Source organism: Pseudaminobacter soli (ex Zhang et al. 2022), from assembly GCF_014595955.1.
GTDB lineage: Bacteria > Pseudomonadota > Alphaproteobacteria > Rhizobiales > Rhizobiaceae > Kumtagia > Kumtagia pseudosoli.
Map to the genome: position 1 here is coordinate 1 of NZ_JABVCF010000014.1, position 15,871 is coordinate 15,871.

General features: G+C 63.2%; 15 protein-coding genes. 6 read left to right on the forward strand and 9 right to left on the reverse strand.

Annotated features, from left to right (window positions below; translation table 11 throughout):
* The 5 genes from HUI96_RS29130 to pcaF form a co-directional block, all read left to right on the forward strand.
* Positions 1-193: hypothetical protein (locus tag HUI96_RS29130; RefSeq protein ID WP_210320288.1), on the forward strand; the 193-nt coding region annotated here is incomplete at its 5' end.
* A gap of 242 nt (positions 194-435) precedes the next feature.
* Positions 436-1,440: a YncE family protein gene (locus tag HUI96_RS22870; protein WP_237684309.1), complete on the forward strand. Its 1,005-nt coding sequence runs from the start codon at positions 436-438 to the stop codon at positions 1,438-1,440.
* A 249-nt stretch (positions 1,441-1,689) separates the two neighbouring features.
* Entirely contained in the window at positions 1,690-2,055 is a 366-nt protein-coding gene (locus HUI96_RS22875) for a DUF2946 family protein (RefSeq protein WP_337918598.1), read from the forward strand.
* A gap of 96 nt (positions 2,056-2,151) precedes the next feature.
* Complete coding sequence (locus HUI96_RS22880) at positions 2,152-2,712, forward strand: copper chaperone PCu(A)C (RefSeq protein WP_237684310.1); 561 nt, start codon at positions 2,152-2,154, stop codon at positions 2,710-2,712.
* 166 nt (positions 2,713-2,878) lie between these two features.
* Complete coding sequence (pcaF, locus tag HUI96_RS22885; protein WP_188257028.1) at positions 2,879-4,084, forward strand: 3-oxoadipyl-CoA thiolase; 1,206 nt, start codon at positions 2,879-2,881, stop codon at positions 4,082-4,084.
* A 68-nt stretch (positions 4,085-4,152) separates the two neighbouring features.
* Here pcaF and modC read toward each other — a convergent pair whose 3' ends face one another.
* Entirely contained in the window at positions 4,153-5,265 is a 1,113-nt protein-coding gene (gene modC, locus HUI96_RS22890; protein WP_188257029.1) for a molybdenum ABC transporter ATP-binding protein, read from the reverse strand.
* A complete protein-coding gene (gene modB, locus HUI96_RS22895) occupies positions 5,262-5,963 on the reverse strand; it encodes a molybdate ABC transporter permease subunit (RefSeq protein WP_188257030.1) in 702 nt (233 codons plus the stop codon). Before modB ends, modC begins: the two co-directional genes overlap by 4 nt.
* 193 nt (positions 5,964-6,156) lie before the next feature.
* On the opposite strand from modB, the gene HUI96_RS22900 reads away from it, so the two are divergent.
* On the forward strand, positions 6,157-7,272 hold the full coding sequence (locus HUI96_RS22900) for a P1 family peptidase (protein ID WP_188257031.1): 1,116 nt from the start codon (positions 6,157-6,159) through the stop codon (positions 7,270-7,272).
* A 35-nt stretch (positions 7,273-7,307) separates the two neighbouring features.
* Here the strand turns inward: HUI96_RS22900 and HUI96_RS22905 are convergent, their stop codons facing one another.
* The 7 genes from HUI96_RS22905 to HUI96_RS22935 all read right to left on the reverse strand — a co-directional run bounded on the left by HUI96_RS22905 (position 7,308) and on the right by HUI96_RS22935 (position 15,859).
* Complete coding sequence (locus tag HUI96_RS22905) at positions 7,308-7,763, reverse strand: MucR family transcriptional regulator (protein ID WP_188257032.1); 456 nt, start codon at positions 7,761-7,763, stop codon at positions 7,308-7,310.
* 282 nt (positions 7,764-8,045) lie between these two features.
* Positions 8,046-10,010 (reverse strand): hypothetical protein, encoded by a 1,965-nt coding sequence (locus tag HUI96_RS22910; protein ID WP_237684311.1) that lies wholly within the window; start codon positions 10,008-10,010, stop codon positions 8,046-8,048.
* An 11-nt stretch (positions 10,011-10,021) separates the two neighbouring features.
* Positions 10,022-11,116, reverse strand: a complete 1,095-nt coding sequence (locus tag HUI96_RS22915) for an ABC transporter ATP-binding protein (protein ID WP_188257033.1) — start codon at positions 11,114-11,116, stop codon at positions 10,022-10,024.
* A gap of 13 nt (positions 11,117-11,129) precedes the next feature.
* A complete protein-coding gene (locus HUI96_RS22920) occupies positions 11,130-11,978 on the reverse strand; it encodes a carbohydrate ABC transporter permease (RefSeq protein WP_188257034.1) in 849 nt (282 codons plus the stop codon).
* Complete coding sequence (locus HUI96_RS22925) at positions 11,978-12,919, reverse strand: carbohydrate ABC transporter permease (protein ID WP_188257035.1); 942 nt, start codon at positions 12,917-12,919, stop codon at positions 11,978-11,980. Before HUI96_RS22925 ends, HUI96_RS22920 begins: the two co-directional genes overlap by 1 nt.
* A gap of 96 nt (positions 12,920-13,015) precedes the next feature.
* Positions 13,016-14,674 (reverse strand): extracellular solute-binding protein, encoded by a 1,659-nt coding sequence (locus HUI96_RS22930; protein ID WP_188257036.1) that lies wholly within the window; start codon positions 14,672-14,674, stop codon positions 13,016-13,018.
* A gap of 132 nt (positions 14,675-14,806) precedes the next feature.
* The gene (locus tag HUI96_RS22935) at positions 14,807-15,859 is read right to left on the reverse strand and encodes an NAD(P)-dependent oxidoreductase (RefSeq protein ID WP_188257037.1); all 1,053 of its coding nucleotides are present in this window, start codon (positions 15,857-15,859) and stop codon (positions 14,807-14,809) included.
* Positions 15,860-15,871: the final 12 nt, after the last annotated feature.

Below are 15,871 nucleotides of genomic sequence, written 5' to 3' on the forward strand. Positions count from 1 at the left end.
AACGCTATCCGAACGGCTACACCTGCCATTTCCCGCGACCGAACTGGAAGCTGCCACGGCGCGAGGAAAGCCGCCGCATTTGAGAGATAGAACAGGCTTTTCTCACTATCTGCTGCACCGCTTTATTACTTTCAAGGTGTGTCAGTTCGTCTTGATTACCGTGCAGATATATTCTCATTATCTGCGAACCTGACCAATAGCCAGCATAGCCGCATCAGCCGGATCGGCCATACCGGGCCGGGCCGGCAGGACGTCAAACTGCAAGGAACGGCGCTGAATCAAACCGGCGCTCGGGGGCGATCTGTATCCATGGTCTCGAAGGTGGCCGGGAACTGTGTCTGTTCCGCATGCACTTCTGGGCGTAGGATGATGCCGACAAGGTCGTCGAGGCTGCGTCCAGCGTTCGATCACGGGAGGGCTGCCAAGGCCGGACCGATGAAGCGCACCTTCCTGATTATGGTAAGCGTCATTGCGGCGCTCACGATTACAGTCGGGGCCCTGGCTGAGCAGGCCGCCCACTCCGTTCCTCTGCAACTGGTGGCGAAGATTCCGCTCGGTGACGTGAAGGGCCGCATCGATCATATGGCGGTTGACGTCGCCGGGCGGCGACTTTTTGTAGCCGAACTCGGCAATGGCAGCATTGGAGTCGTCGATCTGAGTACCTTGCAGGTATCGGGGCGGATCCGCGGGCTCAACGAGCCGCAGGGCGTCGGCTATCTCCCTTCAACCGACACCGTTTACGTCGCCAGCGCCGGTGATGGATCGGTGCGGACGTACCGCGGGCGGGCCCTCGAGGAAGCCGCTCATATTCAGCTCGGCGAAGATGCGGACAACATCAGGGTCGACAGTGCGGGCAACCGGGTGTTCGTGGGATACGGGCAGGGCTGGCTGGCGGTCATCGACGCTGGGCAAGCGCGAAAGCTCTCGGACATTCCCTTGCATGGTCATCCTGAGGGCTTCCAGCTTGGAAACGACGGAGACCGGATCTTCGTGAACGTACCCGATGCGAATGTTGTTGAGGTCGTCGACCGTCAGGGCGGTGAGGTGGTCGCCCGGTGGAAGACGGGCCAAGCGGGCGAGAACTTTCCGATGGCTTTGGCCGAGGCCTACGGCAAGGTCCTTGTGGCATTCCGCGCTCCGGCGATGTTGAGCGCGTTTTCCATGGTTGACGGAGCGCGCGTCAAAGATGCGAGAACGTGCGGCGACGCCGATGACATGTTCGTCGATGCGAAGCGGCACCGGGTCTACGTAAGCTGCGGCGACGCCCATCTGGACGTCTTTGAACTGGAAGACGGCAGCTTCCGCCGAATGGCCAGTCTTCCGACTGCCCCCGGCGCACGCACATCGCTGTTCGTTCCCGAGCTTGACCGGCTGTTCCTCGCCGTGCGGGCGAGAGCTGGGGAACAAGCGGCGATCTGGGTCTATCGGCCCGCGCGATGAACCCATAAGAGGTGCACGCCGGAAGCTTGCTCCTGCTCGAGCTCTCACGGCCCAAGCGATGGCTGAGATCGCCAGCTTTGTCGCGGACGTGTTCTGAACTCTTGCCGTTACCAAATTGGAAATCCAGGTTTTGCCGGCGCTTCGTCGGGCAAGATGACGCAGCGTGAGTTTGCGGATTCGCAGCCGGCCGCCAGTATGCTAGGACTGCTTGAGATGGACTGAGAGGGATCGCCGGTGGCGGCACCACGCATGGGATGGAGGGTCTGGATCGCGCTCGTCGCGGCCGTGCTCCTGATCGCGCAAGGCTTCACGCCCGTATCGGCCAACGCTGCCGGGCCGACTGCAGTTGTTTTGGACGCATTCGGCAACCCCATTTGCCTTGCCGGCTATATCGCGGAAGGGCTCGATGATAGCCAACGCGGTGCCCCGCCGGATTGCTGCGCAATTCACTGCTGTGCGTCGACCTTCTCTGCGGGCGTGCTTCCGAAATCCGCGGAATTGATCGTCGGTCCATTCCTGGAGCTGCCGAAGCAAGATCTGCCGGTTTCGCCTTTCCTTCTCGCGGCCGACGGATATTTGCCTGGGAACCCGCGCGCACCGCCTTTCAGCGCCTAACATCTCTGTCGAGGATCTGCCTCGACCCTGACAGTCAACTTTTCTCCCACGCTTCCACGCGCGTCCGGAAAGGCGCGCTTCATGGAGAGATTCCATATGACTATGACGGCCTTCTATCGCACCCGTGCGTCTATCCGAACAATTCGACGTTCATTCCCCCGATTCAGCAGCATCGAGGAGCGTATTGGCATTCTTATCTTCACGCTGATGCTGATCCTCGCGCTTTCGCATCCGCTCTGGGCGCACGAGTTCGAGATCGGAAGCATCGAGATCGACCATCCGATCGCGAGCGCGCCGCCGGAGGGCGCCAAGGTCGCCGCCGGCTACATGACCCTCAAGAATAGCGGGGCGGCGACGGATCGCCTCGTCTCAATCTCATCGGAGATTGCCGGCCGCACCGAGTTGCACGACATGTCCGTGGACGCTCAGGGCGTGATGACCATGCGGCCCGTCACCGGCGGGCTGGAGATCCCTGCCGGCTCCGAAGTGGCGCTCAAGCGCGGTTCCTATCATGTGATGTTCATGGACCTGAAGCGGCCGATCAACGAAGGCGAAAGTTTCAACGGCACGCTTACCTTCGAGAAGGCCGGCACCGTCGACATTACCTTCAAGGTGGAAGGCAGGCCCGGCACCGAGCATCACGACCACGGCAGCTAAGCTGCCGGCCGGCAGACCAGACCAACGGCCTTCTGCTCTTGGGGAACGCGATCCGAATGCGCGTTCCCCGGCAAGGCCGTTGACAGCGGACAAGGCAACGAACTAGCCCCCTGAGGAACGGAAGCTCGCGCGACGCGAGCAGCGCTTCCAGAACGGGACCGAGCAAATGGCTGAGGCTTTCATCTGCGACTACGTCCGCACGCCGATCGGCCGCTTCGGCGGCCAGCTTTCCTCCGTACGGACTGACGATCTCGCCGCCATTCCCCTCAAGGCGCTGATGGAGCGCAATGCCGCGGTCGACTGGAACCTGGTCGACGACGTCATCCTGGGCTGCGCCAATCAGGCGGGCGAGGACAACCGCAACGTCGCGCGCATGGCTCTGCTGCTCGCCGGCTTTCCCACCGACGTGCCTGGCGCCACGGTCAATCGCCTTTGCGGATCCGGCATGGACGCGATCATCATGGCGGCCCGCGCGATCAAGGCGGGCGACGCCGAGCTGATGGTGGCGGGCGGCGTGGAATCCATGAGCCGGGCGCCCTTCGTGATGCCGAAGGCGGCGGAAGCCTTTTCACGAAACGCCGAGATCTACGACACCACGATCGGCTGGCGCTTCATCAACCCCCTCCTGAAGAAGCAGTATGGCGTCGAGTCCATGCCGGAGACGGGCGAGAACGTCGCGGAGGATTTTTCCGTGTCGCGCGCGGACCAGGATTCCTTCTCGGTGCGCAGCCAGGAAAGGGCTGTCGCCGCCCAGGCGAATGGCCGGCTCGCCAAGGAGATCGTTGCGGTCACAATTCCGCAGCGAAAGGAAGAGCCGCTTGTCGTCTCGAAGGACGAACACCCCCGTGCGGGTACGACGATCGAATCTTTGGCAAAGCTGCCGACGCCCTTTCGTCAGGGCGGGACGGTGACGGCCGGCAATGCCTCCGGCGTCAACGATGGTGCCGCGGCACTGATCATCGCCTCCGAGGCCGCTGCCGAGAAGCACGGGCTCAACCCGATCGCGCGCGTTGTCGCTGGTGCGGCGGCCGGCGTTCCGCCCCGGATCATGGGCATTGGACCAGTGCCGGCGACCAGGAAGCTCACGGCGCGCCTGGGCATCTCGCCCAGCAATTTCGATCTGGTGGAGCTCAACGAGGCCTTTGCATCGCAGGGTATTGCGGTGCTGCGCGAGCTTGGCATTCCAGAAGACGCTCCGCACGTGAACCCGAATGGCGGCGCCATCGCGCTCGGCCATCCGCTCGGCATGTCCGGCGCGCGCATCACCGGCACGGCAGCTCTGGAATTGCGGGAACGCGGTGCGCGGCTGGCGCTGGCAACGATGTGCATCGGCGTCGGCCAAGGCATCGCGATTGCGCTGGAGCGGGTGTAGCGCTCCCAGTGCGATCTGCATCCGCTTCGACCACTCGCAACTTCGTGGCTCGCGCTAAGGGTCGCTCCTCAGATCGAGCGATGTTGGTAATGCGACCCGCCGATATTCGCCTTGTCGAAGGTGACGGCTTTTACCACGGCGAAAACCTTTCTCCCCGGCGCCAGCCCGAGCAACTCGACCGAACGCCTCGTGACCCGCGACACCAGGCGGTCTCCGCCGCTATCGAGTGAGACAAGTGCCTCCGGCCCCGCGTTGGCCGATATGTCGACGACAGTCACCGAAAGCGTGTTCAGGGCGCTGATGCCGACCGGCCGCTCCAGCGCGAGCATCACATCGCGCGCCCTGACCCGCACCCGGAGCACGGTTCCGGCCGGTGCATCGATGCTGGGAAGGCGCCATTCCCCGCCGGCGGACCGCAGGACCGTCAGCCCGAAGCTCTCTTCGTGGCCTACCAGAGCCAGTTCGATCAGTGCCCCGACTTCTCCGCGCTCCTCCTCGGGCAGAAGCTCGAACCGCGAGAAGATGTCGCCCGTCGCCCCGCTCGCGACGACCTTTCCGTGATCGAGCACCACGACGTCGGTAGCGAGCCGGGCTACCTCGGCCACCGAATGGCTGACATAGACGATCGGAATCCTGCTCTCGTCCCGCAGTTTCTCCAGGTAGGGCATGATCTCGGCCTTGCGCGCCTCGTCGAGGGAGGCGAGCGGCTCGTCCATGAGGATGAGTTTGGGGCTGGCGATCAAGGCACGGCCGATGGCCACCCGCTGCTTCTCCCCGCCGGAAAGCGAGGCGGGCCGCCGATCCAGAAGATGCCCGATACCAAGCAGGTCCACTACGTCGGAAAAGTCGGCGTAGCGCTCCGCGGCCGGCGTGAAGAAGCGCCCGTAGGCAAGGTTCTGCCTGACCGTGAGATGCGGGAACAGGCGTGCGTCCTGGAACACATAGCCGATGCGCCGTTTGTGCATGGGGACGAAGGTGCGTGCGGCAGTGTCCACCAGCACCCGCCCGTCGGCGGTGACGCGGCCCTGCTGCGGTCGGATCAATCCCCCGATGATGTTGACCAGCGACGTCTTGCCCGACCCCGACGGACCGAAGAGCGCCGTCAGCCGCCCGCCGCTGTCGAAGCTGGCATCGAGCAGGAAATCGCCCTGATGGTGGCGTACATCGACGGACAGCGTCATTCCGGCTCGAACCGGCTGCTGATGCGCCGCGCCAGGATCTCGGAAGCAAGCAGCGCTAGCATGGAGATGGCGATCGAGATCAGGGTCAGCCGAATGGCTCCGGCGTCTCCCCCCGGCACCTGGGTATAGGTGTAGATCGCCGAGGGGAGCGTCTGCGTCTCGCCGGGGATGTTGGAGACGAAGGTGATGGTGGCGCCGAATTCGCCCATCGCCTTGGCGAAGGCGAGGATCATGCCGGCGATGATGCCGGGCAGGATCAGCGGCAGCGTGATGGTGACGAAGACCCAGGCCCGGTTGGCGCCGAGGGTGCCGGCTGCCGACTCCAGCCGCCGATCGACTGTCTCGATCGATAGCCGGATCGCGCGCACCATCAGCGGAAACGCCATCACCCCGCAGGCGAGGGCCGCTCCTGTCCAGCGGAACGAGAAAACAATCCCGAACGTCTCGGCCAGGAACGAGCCGACCGGCGCCCGCCGTCCGAAGGTGAGGAGCAGCAGATAGCCGGTGACGACCGGCGGCATGATGAGAGGAAGGTGGACAAGCCCATTTATGAGCGTCTTGCCCCAGAATTCCTTGCGGGCGAGCGTATAGGCAACCGCAATCCCGAATGGCAGGCTGACGACCATCGCCCAGGTCGAGACCTTTATCGACAGCCTGACCGCGTTCCATTCATCCGGACTGAGATCCAGCCACTGCATGTTCCGTTCCGGGACCTGTCGGTTGATTGGCGTCCTGGTAGGTCCCTGCCGGGAGCACAGACCGCCAAGTGGATCGCAGCACGCTAGCATGGCCATCGCTTCTCGGTCGAGGCGGAAGCGAGGCTTGCCGTTTCGGCTGTGCCGGGCAAGATGCTGGTTCCAAAGCCATTCTCAACGTCGGCACGGCAGCAGCATGAACGATCCATTGAAACAAACTCCCGGCGGCAAGCCCCGCGCCCGGTTCTATGGCATCCCTTTCCAGGGCGAGCCCGGCCCTTGTAACGCGATCACTGATGTGCCTGGCGTTTCCGTTGGCTATGTCACGCTGATTGCGGGAGACGGGCCGCTTGTCGTTGGCAAAGGTCCGGTACGTACCGGCGTCACCGCTATCTTGCCCCGCCCCCGGCCGGAACTGCCCACGCCTGTCTATGCCGGCGTTTTCAGCGGCAATGGAAATGGCGAGCTTACGGGATCGCATCTGATCGAGGAGATTGGCGCGTTCAATCTCCCCATCACCATCACCAACACGCATTCCTGCGGCGTCACCCGAGACGGCACCTTGCGATGGCTGGGCGACGTCCTCCCTGGCGCTCTCGACAGTTGGGGCCTGCCGGTCGCCGCCGAGACCTATGACGGCTTCTTGAACGACATCAACGGTCATCATGTCGGCTTCGACGACGTCGCACGTGCGCTGGAGACGGCTGCCGCCGGCCGGATCGAGGAGGGTAGTGTCGGCGGCGGAACGGGCATGATTGCCTTCGGCTTCAAGGCGGGCTCGGGTACCGCCTCCCGCCAGGTGGTTTGGCGGGACCGGCGCTACACGGTCGGCACCTTCGTCCAGGCGAATTTCGGCAAGCGAGCAAACCTGACGATCCGCGGCCGACTGGTGGGCCCGGATCTTGCCGAGCCAGCCTTGGTGGAAAACACACCGCGCGCCGAGAAGGGATCGATCATCGCCATCGTGGCGACTGATGCTCCCTTCCTACCGCATCAGCTCAAGAGGCTCGCGCGGCGCGTACCGCTCGGAATAGCCTTGACCGGAGGCTATGGGTATCACAGCTCCGGGGATATTTTTCTTGCCTTTTCCACGGCGAACGCCCAGGCGGCCGCCGCCGCTCCGGGATCGCTCGCGCGCGCGGAATTCATTCCCGATCCCGACATCGATCCCTTTTTCGACGCAGTGGTGCAGTCGACAGAGGAGGCCATCCTCAACAGCATGATCGCCAATGAGGACATGACCGGGCGCGACGGCAACTTCGTGCCTGCACTGCCGCGACCGTGGCTCTCCGCTGCATTCCCGCCAGCGTGAGAAGACCCAAAGGCTGGATCAGGATCGGTGGCCGATCAGCCAGCAGCGGTCTTGCGCCGTCCGCGCTTTGCCGCAGCCTCAGCCGCCTTTTCTCTGCGTCCAAGCCCCATGGTCTTGGCGAGTTCCGAGCGGCGCGCGGCGTAGTTCGGAGCGACCATGGGATAGTCGGAAGGGAGACCCCACTTCTTGCGATATTCGTCCGGCGACATCCCATGTACGCTGGAAAGGTGCCGCTTCAGCGACTTGAACTTCTTTCCGTCCTCAAGGCAGATGATGTAATCCGGATTGACCGACTTCTTGACCGGAACAGCCGGCGTCAGTGCCACTTCAACCGCCGGCACTTCGTTTGGTGAAAGTCTCTTCAGCGAGCCGTGCACGTCCCCTATCAGGTTGGGCAGTTGGGACAGCGGAACCGCGTTTCTGGACACGTAGGCCGAGACGATCTCGGCCGTCACAGCAACCATGTAGTCAGTCTCAAACTTCTCGTTCATTCAGAAAACCCTCAACTAGGCGTGCGCAGCCCCATTACGCGCACCTGAGTGCCGATAATGCGTTGCAAAGTCCTACGCAATACAATTTTCAGAAAAAGTTCAGATTGGTCGCAACCATCCCTTGCATTAGGAGGCCATGACAAGTGAGACTGCCTGGTGCGGGCCGGAAAACATGAGGCAAGGCCGAGCGTCAACGAAGGCGCTTAGTGAAGTTCGACTTCGAGTCCTCGCCTCAAAACCTACATCTCTTCAATCGTCTTGATTCAAAATCTTCTCAAATTCTTAACTGAGTTCGAATCGTGCCACTGAATAGGCGTGCAGTTCGATAGCGCCACCCCATTCGCGCATGGCCGACGTCACGAAGTCCGAATTGGTTACGATACGTTCAAATTGGTCAGCGGAGAGCATGGTGATTCGACCGTTGTACGGTCGGTCACTAGACAGGAACTCGATTGTCTTCGCCTGAGCTTGCAGATTGGCGACCCAAAGGATCACTCGGCCGTCTTTCCACACTGCAATCGATTTCACACCGTGGCAAGACCTGACTGCAAGCAGTTCGGCCCCGCTCGATGCGGCAAGGTCACTCATCACATGGTATGAAGGATAAACCAACGATCCGTTCTGTTCGTCATACCAGGGCTGTTCGAAATCGGCCATGCGGTATATGTGCCCGAACGGTCCAGTAGAGGCGCCGAGCGCCACCGCGTCTATGCCTTCCTCGGCACACGCGGCGATGTAGCCGATCGTCCACGCGGCGGTGAACAGTCCGCGCTGACGCGGATCGACACGGCTCAGACAGACGCGACCGTTGTGTTCATTCGGCGCAGTTGAGTTGCCGTAAGGATTCTCGCGACACCCCAACTGGCTCGGCCCAATGCGATAGCCTACCCCCTCGCCCATGAAAGCCCGCGCCGAGCGGATGAGATGCGGGACGCTCTCGAGCGTCTCCATGACGGAAATGTCATCTGCGGCATGCACATTCGGACAGGTCGTGAAGCTGACGTAATCCAGCCGATCGGCGGGCGGGCGCTTGCGATTTAGCTCGGTGAAATAGGCCGCCATGCCCCCGCCCAGCTTGACGCCCGGAAATGCTCTCCGGGCGGCCGCGTAGGTTTCCTCGAACGTGGGCATCTCCGGCCAGGGCGCATCCGGCTGCACCGACTTCATGTCCTGGGCCGGAAAAACCGCGACGGCTTGCGGCGCCAGCCCGACCTCCTGCACAGCATGCGCAAGTGGCTGCAGTTCGCCAAAGGGATCCATACTGCCCTTGGTGATGATCTCCAGCGTCACCTCGGCGCCGGTGAGGTCCGCCAGCTTGCGATATTTCTCAAGCTCGGAGCGGCCGTGACCGCGGCGCAGATCGATCTCACAGACCAACCAGCGCGGCACCAGGCGCTTTATCAGTTCCGGCCTTTCGAGCGCAGGTGCCGCCTCCTCCGCCGGAACGCCGATGCCGATCATCGGCATCTTGCCGATGACCTCGCCCAATTCGAGAACGACGGGCTCATTCCCCTGGTCCTTGCCGCCCTCGGGAATTGGGCCGTTGATCTCGAGCCGTACTGCCTGCGTGAATTTCACCCCCTTCGGCAAAGTATATGGCCACGGGCGTCGCAGCGGCCGAACATAGGTCTTGTAGGAGGCGTCGGACCAGTTGCGCTGATCCTCCATCTCGAAGGCATCGCCCTCCATGGTGCAGGTCGCCCATGTGCCCGGCGCGATCTCGTGAGAGAGGGCACGGATGTCGGTGAACGGGCAGCGCGGGTTGATCTTCTCCGGAAATTGCGAGACCTGCTCACGCCCGTCCTCGTGCAGAACCTTTACCGGCTGGCCCGCGACGCCCTCGATCGGATGGAGCACGATGAAGCCAGTGCGGTTGGTCAGCAGATCGGTCAACGGCTCGGCCTCTGCCACGAAGGACAGCGAACCGTCCGCCCTCCCCTCGATGCGCGCATCATAGACGATCCGGCGTGAGGCATCGCCGCAGGTCGCACGGTAAGTCACGGTGAACCCGTCAGCATCCTCCTGGAAACGAAGGTTCTCGACGTCCGGCGTGAACGTGCCCCAGTTCTCCTTGCGGACAAGAAAGGCGATGCCGCGCAGAACCTCGATCCCAGCAACTCTGACATAGCGAAGTGCGCCATTGTCGAACTCGACCGTAAGCGGTCCTGCACGAAGCGTTCGTAATGGCGGATCGACCTGTTCGGTGCCGTAGAGCCTGATTGCGCGAGAAGGCTCGGTTCCCATCATCTCCATTCCCATCAAAGTGCCCGCTGCGTTTGCGCATCGAAGATCGAGGCGCGGTTCATGTTGATGTCTATGGCAAGCCGCTCGCCTGGGCGGCTGACATCGTGGGCCTGCAACTCCGCCATGGCCGGAGCGCCGGCGAGCCGTAACGTGGCATAGCTGCGCGATCCAGTGGGCTGAATGAGATCGACCACGGCCTCCTGCCGGATGTGGCCAGGCACGGGCGCCGGTCCTTCCGCCCGGCTCAGATGTTCCGGTCTCAGCCCGAGAAGGATCAGTTGGCCATCCGCCGCAGCGATCGAGGCCCTTGCCGGCGGCAGAGGCATCAGGACGTCCCCCAAGCTGATGGCCGCCGCAGAGCCGTCGCGCAAAAATTTGCCGGGCAGGAAACTCATCTTGGGCGAGCCGAGGAAGCCGGCCACGAATGTCGTCGCCGGCCGCTCGAACAGGTCCAGCGGCGCGCCCTGCTGCTCGATCACACCGTCGCGCATCAGCACGATCCGGTCAGCGAGCGTCATCGCCTCGATCTGGTCGTGCGTGACGTAGATGATCGTGGTCGCGATCTCCTGGTGAAGCCGCTTGATCTCTCCGCGCATCTCGTCGCGCAACTGCGCATCGAGGTTGCTGAGCGGCTCGTCGAACAGGAAGACGCGCGGATTGCGCACGATGGCGCGCCCGATCGCCACGCGCTGGCGCTGTCCGCCCGAAAGCTGGCGCGGCAAGCGGTCGAGAAGCTGGGTGATGCCCAGCATGCGCGCAGCTTCCGTGACGCGCTTCTCCACTTCGGCCCTCGGCATTTTCCGCGCCTTAAGCCCGAAGCCGATATTGTTTGCGACCGTCATGTGCGGATAGAGCGCATAATCTTGGAAGACCATGGCCACGTCGCGGTCGCGCGGGCGATGATCATTGACAACTTGCCCGCCGATCTCAATCGTTCCGCCCGAGGCCTCCTCCAGCCCGGCTATGGTGCGCAGCAGCGTGCTCTTGCCGCAGCCTGATGGCCCGACAAGGACGGTGAACTCCCCGTCCGGAATGTGCAGGTCGATCCCTTTCACCGCATGGAACGCACCGTAGCGCTTGTGCAGGCCGGTGATCTTCACTTCCGCCATTTCTGCTGCTTCCCTATCCGCGCACGGCGCCGAGCGTCAGTCCGCGCACCAGGTGTTTCTGGGCGAGCACGCCGAGCACGATCGAGGGCCCGAGCGACACGATGGCCAGCGCCGCCGCTTCGCCATACTGGGCACCCTGGAACCCGATGAAGGCCCGGAAGACCGTGGGAAGCGTGAAGGCGTTGCGGCTTGTCAGCACCAGCGCGAAGAAGAACTCGGTCCAGCAGGCAATGAAGGCGAACACCGCTGCCGCCACGATCCCCGGCGCGGCCAGCGGGACGGCGACCCGCCAGAACGCCTGCCAGCGCGTCCAGCCGTCCACCAGCGCCGCTTCCTCCATCGATTTCGGCATCTGCCGGAAATAGGCGAACATCATCCACACAGAGACCGGCAGCGTGAACATGGTGTAGGCCAGGATCAGCCCGAAACGCGTGTCGTGGATCCCGAGGTTTCGGTAGATGAGAAAGAGCGGCAGCACGATCCCGACCGGGGGCAGGAAGCGCTGCGACAGCACCCAGAAGGACAGGTGCTGGCCGCCTGTATTGTAGCGCGCCAGGCTGTAGGCCATCAGCGTGCCGAGCAAGGCCGAAAGCACCGTCGCCGAGAGCGAGATGATCAGGCTGTTGATGAGCCCTTCCAGTCCGCGGTAAGCGAAGAGCGCCGCTTCATAGTGCACCAGCGTCGGAGCGTCCGGGAACCAGACGGGAGGAATCGCGAGATAGTCGTCGCTGGGCTTTATGGACGTGTTGAACATCCAGTAGATCGGCACCAGCACGAACAGCAGGAAGAAAGCCAGATACGCAAAGCGCAGGATCGGGGCGAGCCGCCAGCGCCTGGAGAAAGATTTCGGTCTGCTGGGCATCACACGGCCTCCGGCTTGAGCAGCCGCCGCACGAGCAGCGTCACCACGATCGCCGTGAAGATCAGGAACAGCCAGCTTCCGGCCGTCGCCTGCGACAGGTGAAACTGAGTGAAGCCGACCGTGTAGAGATAGTAGGAGGCGGTATAGCTCTGCGTGCCCGGTCCGCCTCCCGTCATGATGAAGATCGTGTCGAACATTCGGATCGCGTCGAGCAGCCGGAAGGTCAGCGCCAGCAGGATCATCGGCATGAGGTACGGAAGCGTGATCGCGCGGAACGCGAGCCAGGCGCTCACTCCATCGAGTTCGGCCGCCTCGTAGAGGTTCTGCGGTATCGAGGTCAGCCCGGCCAGCAGAATGACGAACATGAACGGCGTCCACTGCCAGACGTCCGCCGCGATCAGCGAGATATAGAGCCATGGCGCCTGCGTCAGCCAACTGATCGTCACCTCATGCCCGAGAAGCTGGCTGAGCACGTAGTTCGTCGGCCCGAACGGCCTCTGCAGCAGCAGCGTCCAGGCCTGGCCGACGATCACGGGACTGATGAAGAGCGGCACGATCAGGATCGACATGACGATGCTGCGGCCGCGGAAGGACTTCACCATCGCCAGTGCCGCAAGCAGGCCGAGAACGAACTCGATGATCACGCTTGTTCCGGAAAGGAAGGCGGTGAGCACGAGCGACCACCGCGCCACCGGATCGAAGACGACCAGTTTGAAATTGCGCAGCCCGACGAAGGCGTGTCCCGGCACCTGGAAGTCATAGTTGATGAAGGAGACGACCAGCGAGAACAGCAGCGGATATATCGAAAGGCCAAGGATCAGACCGACTGCGGGCGCCACCAGCACCCATTTGAAGTGCCGCTCCGTCCACGCGCCCAAACGGGAGAGTTTTGGCGGCGCGCCCGCAGTCTGCATTGGGATAATTGTGGCGACATCGGCCATGAGTCACGCCTTCAAGGGGATGCCGGCCACGACACGAACGCCGCGACCGGCTCACTCAACCCGCCGGTACCGAAGCGCCGGCGAGCCCCCACTCGATCAGTCGAGCTTTACAGCCATTCCGAGCTTCTCGACCGTGTTGTCGGCGGTAGCGCCCGGCAGCTTGAGGAACTCGGCGTAGAACGCCTTCTGGCTGTCGACGCCGAGGCGCTCCGTGGTGGCATTCATCTCTGCCGCAGCGGTCTTTAGCGCCGCATCGGGATCGCCCCCCGCCCACACCTCGGTGCACATGCGGTCGATCGAGAGGAAGTAGTCCTGGGCGCCTGGCATGATCGGGTCGAGCAGGCCGACATTCGCCGAGTTGTTGAGGTTGTAGAGATACTCCTTCGCGCTCGGGAACAGACCCGCATAGAGCTCCGACTTGAAATGCGAGAGCCGGTACGGGTCGCGCAATGCGTATGGAAGCATGACACGCGCCAGAGACACCGGCGGAGACGTCACCCACTGCATGTAGAGATAGGCGGCCTCGAGGTTCGACGAGCCTGCCGCAAGCGCCTTGTTGAAGCCCGTCGCATGCTCCGGATTGCCCGGGACGACGGCGTAGCCGACCTTTCCGGCGATCTGCGACTGCGGGATGAAGTTGATCGCCTTCGCGCTCTGCGAATAGTTGGCGGCCATGCGGCCAGTCGGCGGCCAGGAATAGATCATGGCGACCTTGCCGGTCAGGAAGGCAGCCCACAGCGACACCGCGTCCAGTTCGTTGTTGCCGGGAATGGAGGCCGCGTTGGACGCAATCATGCTCTGCAGAGTCTTCAGGCCGGCATCGGAGGCGATTCCCGCCTTCATGCTGTCGTCGAACAGCTTGCCGCCGCTCGCGCGGAACTGCTGCAGGAAATCGAACTGGTTGCCCGGGCTGCCAGCCTTGCGGAAATGACCGGCGCCGTAGACGTTCGGAGCGAGCTGGTCGGTGATGAATTGGGCGATCCGGTTGTATTCGTCCCAGGTTTTTGGCGGTGCGAGCTCCGCGTTGAACTTGGCCTGGTATGCCTCCTTCAGCTTTGGATCCTCGAAAATGTCCTTGCGGTAGTAGAGGGCAAACATGTCGCCGTCGTCGAAGAAGCCCCAGATCTTGCCCTTGTAGGTCGGCAGGGCCTTGTAGAGCGGGTGATAGTCGTCCAGGTCCGCCTTGTTCATGTACTTGGCGATGTAGTCGTCCAGCGGCGCGATGACGCCGCCGTCCGCCAGCGAAGGTGTCCAGGCCGGCGAGATGTCGAGCACGTCGTATGCGCCGGAATTGGCGATGTGCTCTGCAACCGGCTTCGAGTACATGTCGGGGTTGGACAGTTCCACGACCGCCGACTTGATGCCGGTCAGTTGCTCCCACATTGGACCGGAGAAGTTGCGTGGATCAAGCGCCTGCAGGCCGGCCTCATAGGTAAGGTTGAGGGTCACGCCCGAGAACTGCTTGGCCGCCTCGACGGCCCGAAACGCCGATCCGTCCTTGGGCCCCTCCTGAGAGGCCTTCAGCGCAAGAGCCTGCGCCTGGCCAAGCGGCGTCGACGGGTCTGCCAGTTCCGCCGCCTGCTGCGCCAGGGCCCAGTCGGTCACGGCGGTGAGGGCCGAACCCGAAACAGCGAGCAATCCGGTCATCTGGCCGAATCGGGTGATGAAGGTCCGGCGTGTGCTCTCGCTGCGCAGGAAAGCATCGACCTCCTGAGCGAGGCCGGCCTCAAAATCGCGTCTTTCACGATCGTTCATTGCAGTCACTCCTCCCAGATCGCGCCGCATTGCGGCGACGGCTTCCAACCACCTCCAAGTCGCGGGGCGCAGCGGCCCGGTATGTTCAAGACTTAGCCACGTAGGCTAGCGCCTCAGTTCTTGGGAGCCTCCTCAACTCCCGAAGCGGCTCGCATAATCCGCCAGCCGCCGCTTCCATGTGTCCGTCGCAAGCACCTCCCTGTTCACCACGCCCCGCGGCTCGCGCCCGTGCTGGACATCGAGCACCGCCTTGACGTCCGCCGCGCCGTTGCCGGCGAAGCACTGGTCCGTCCAGCAGAGCGCATGCGGCGCAAGGATGACATTGTCGAGCCTCAGGATCGGGTCGCCGGGGTCCGGTGGCTCCTGCTCGAGCACGTCGAGGCCGGCGCCGGCGATGCGGCGCTCCTGCAGGGCTTTGGTCAACGCCTTCTGGTCGACGATGGGCCCTCGCGCCGTGTTGATGAGATAGGCGGTGGGCTTCATCAGCGCGATCCGCTCGGCGTTGACGATATGCCGGGTCTCCTCGTTCAGGGGGCAACTGACCGAGAGCACATCCGCGCGGCTGAAGAGTTCCTCGATGCTTACCAACTCGATGCCGAGCTCCGCCGCCACTTTCCTGTCGGCGAAGGGATCGTGGGCAATGAACTTCACGTCGAACGGCTTCGCCATCCGGAACACCTCGGCGCCGATGTTGCCGATGCCGAGTGACCCCAGCGTGCGGCCGACGAGCCCCACGCCCATGTGCTCCGAGCGCTGGTTGAAGCCTTTTTGGCCCAACCGGGTGAGCCGGTCCTTCACCAACAGCTTCCCCGTGAGGGCGAGCATCAGGGTGATCACCGACACCGCGACGGGGCGGCGGACGCCGTCCGGCGTGATCACCAGGGCGATGCCGGCCTTGGTGCAGGCGGAAACGTCGACCGTGTCGTAACCCACGCCGAACCGGGCGACGACCGAGAGCCTGCCGCTCCTGGGAACGCTCTCGGAGGTGAAGCGATGGGTGAGCAGGATCAGCGCATCGAAATTTTCCAACTGCTCGGCCTGAAGCGGATTTCTGCTCTCCAGGAACTCGACCTCGACATCCGGCGCCGAGTAGAGCGGCGCGAGGTCGAAATCGGGATAGGTGGGCGAACCGTCCGGCTTGCGGAAGTCGCCCGACAGCGCCACCCTGAACTTGTCGCCGGCCATCCTCCCCTCCCT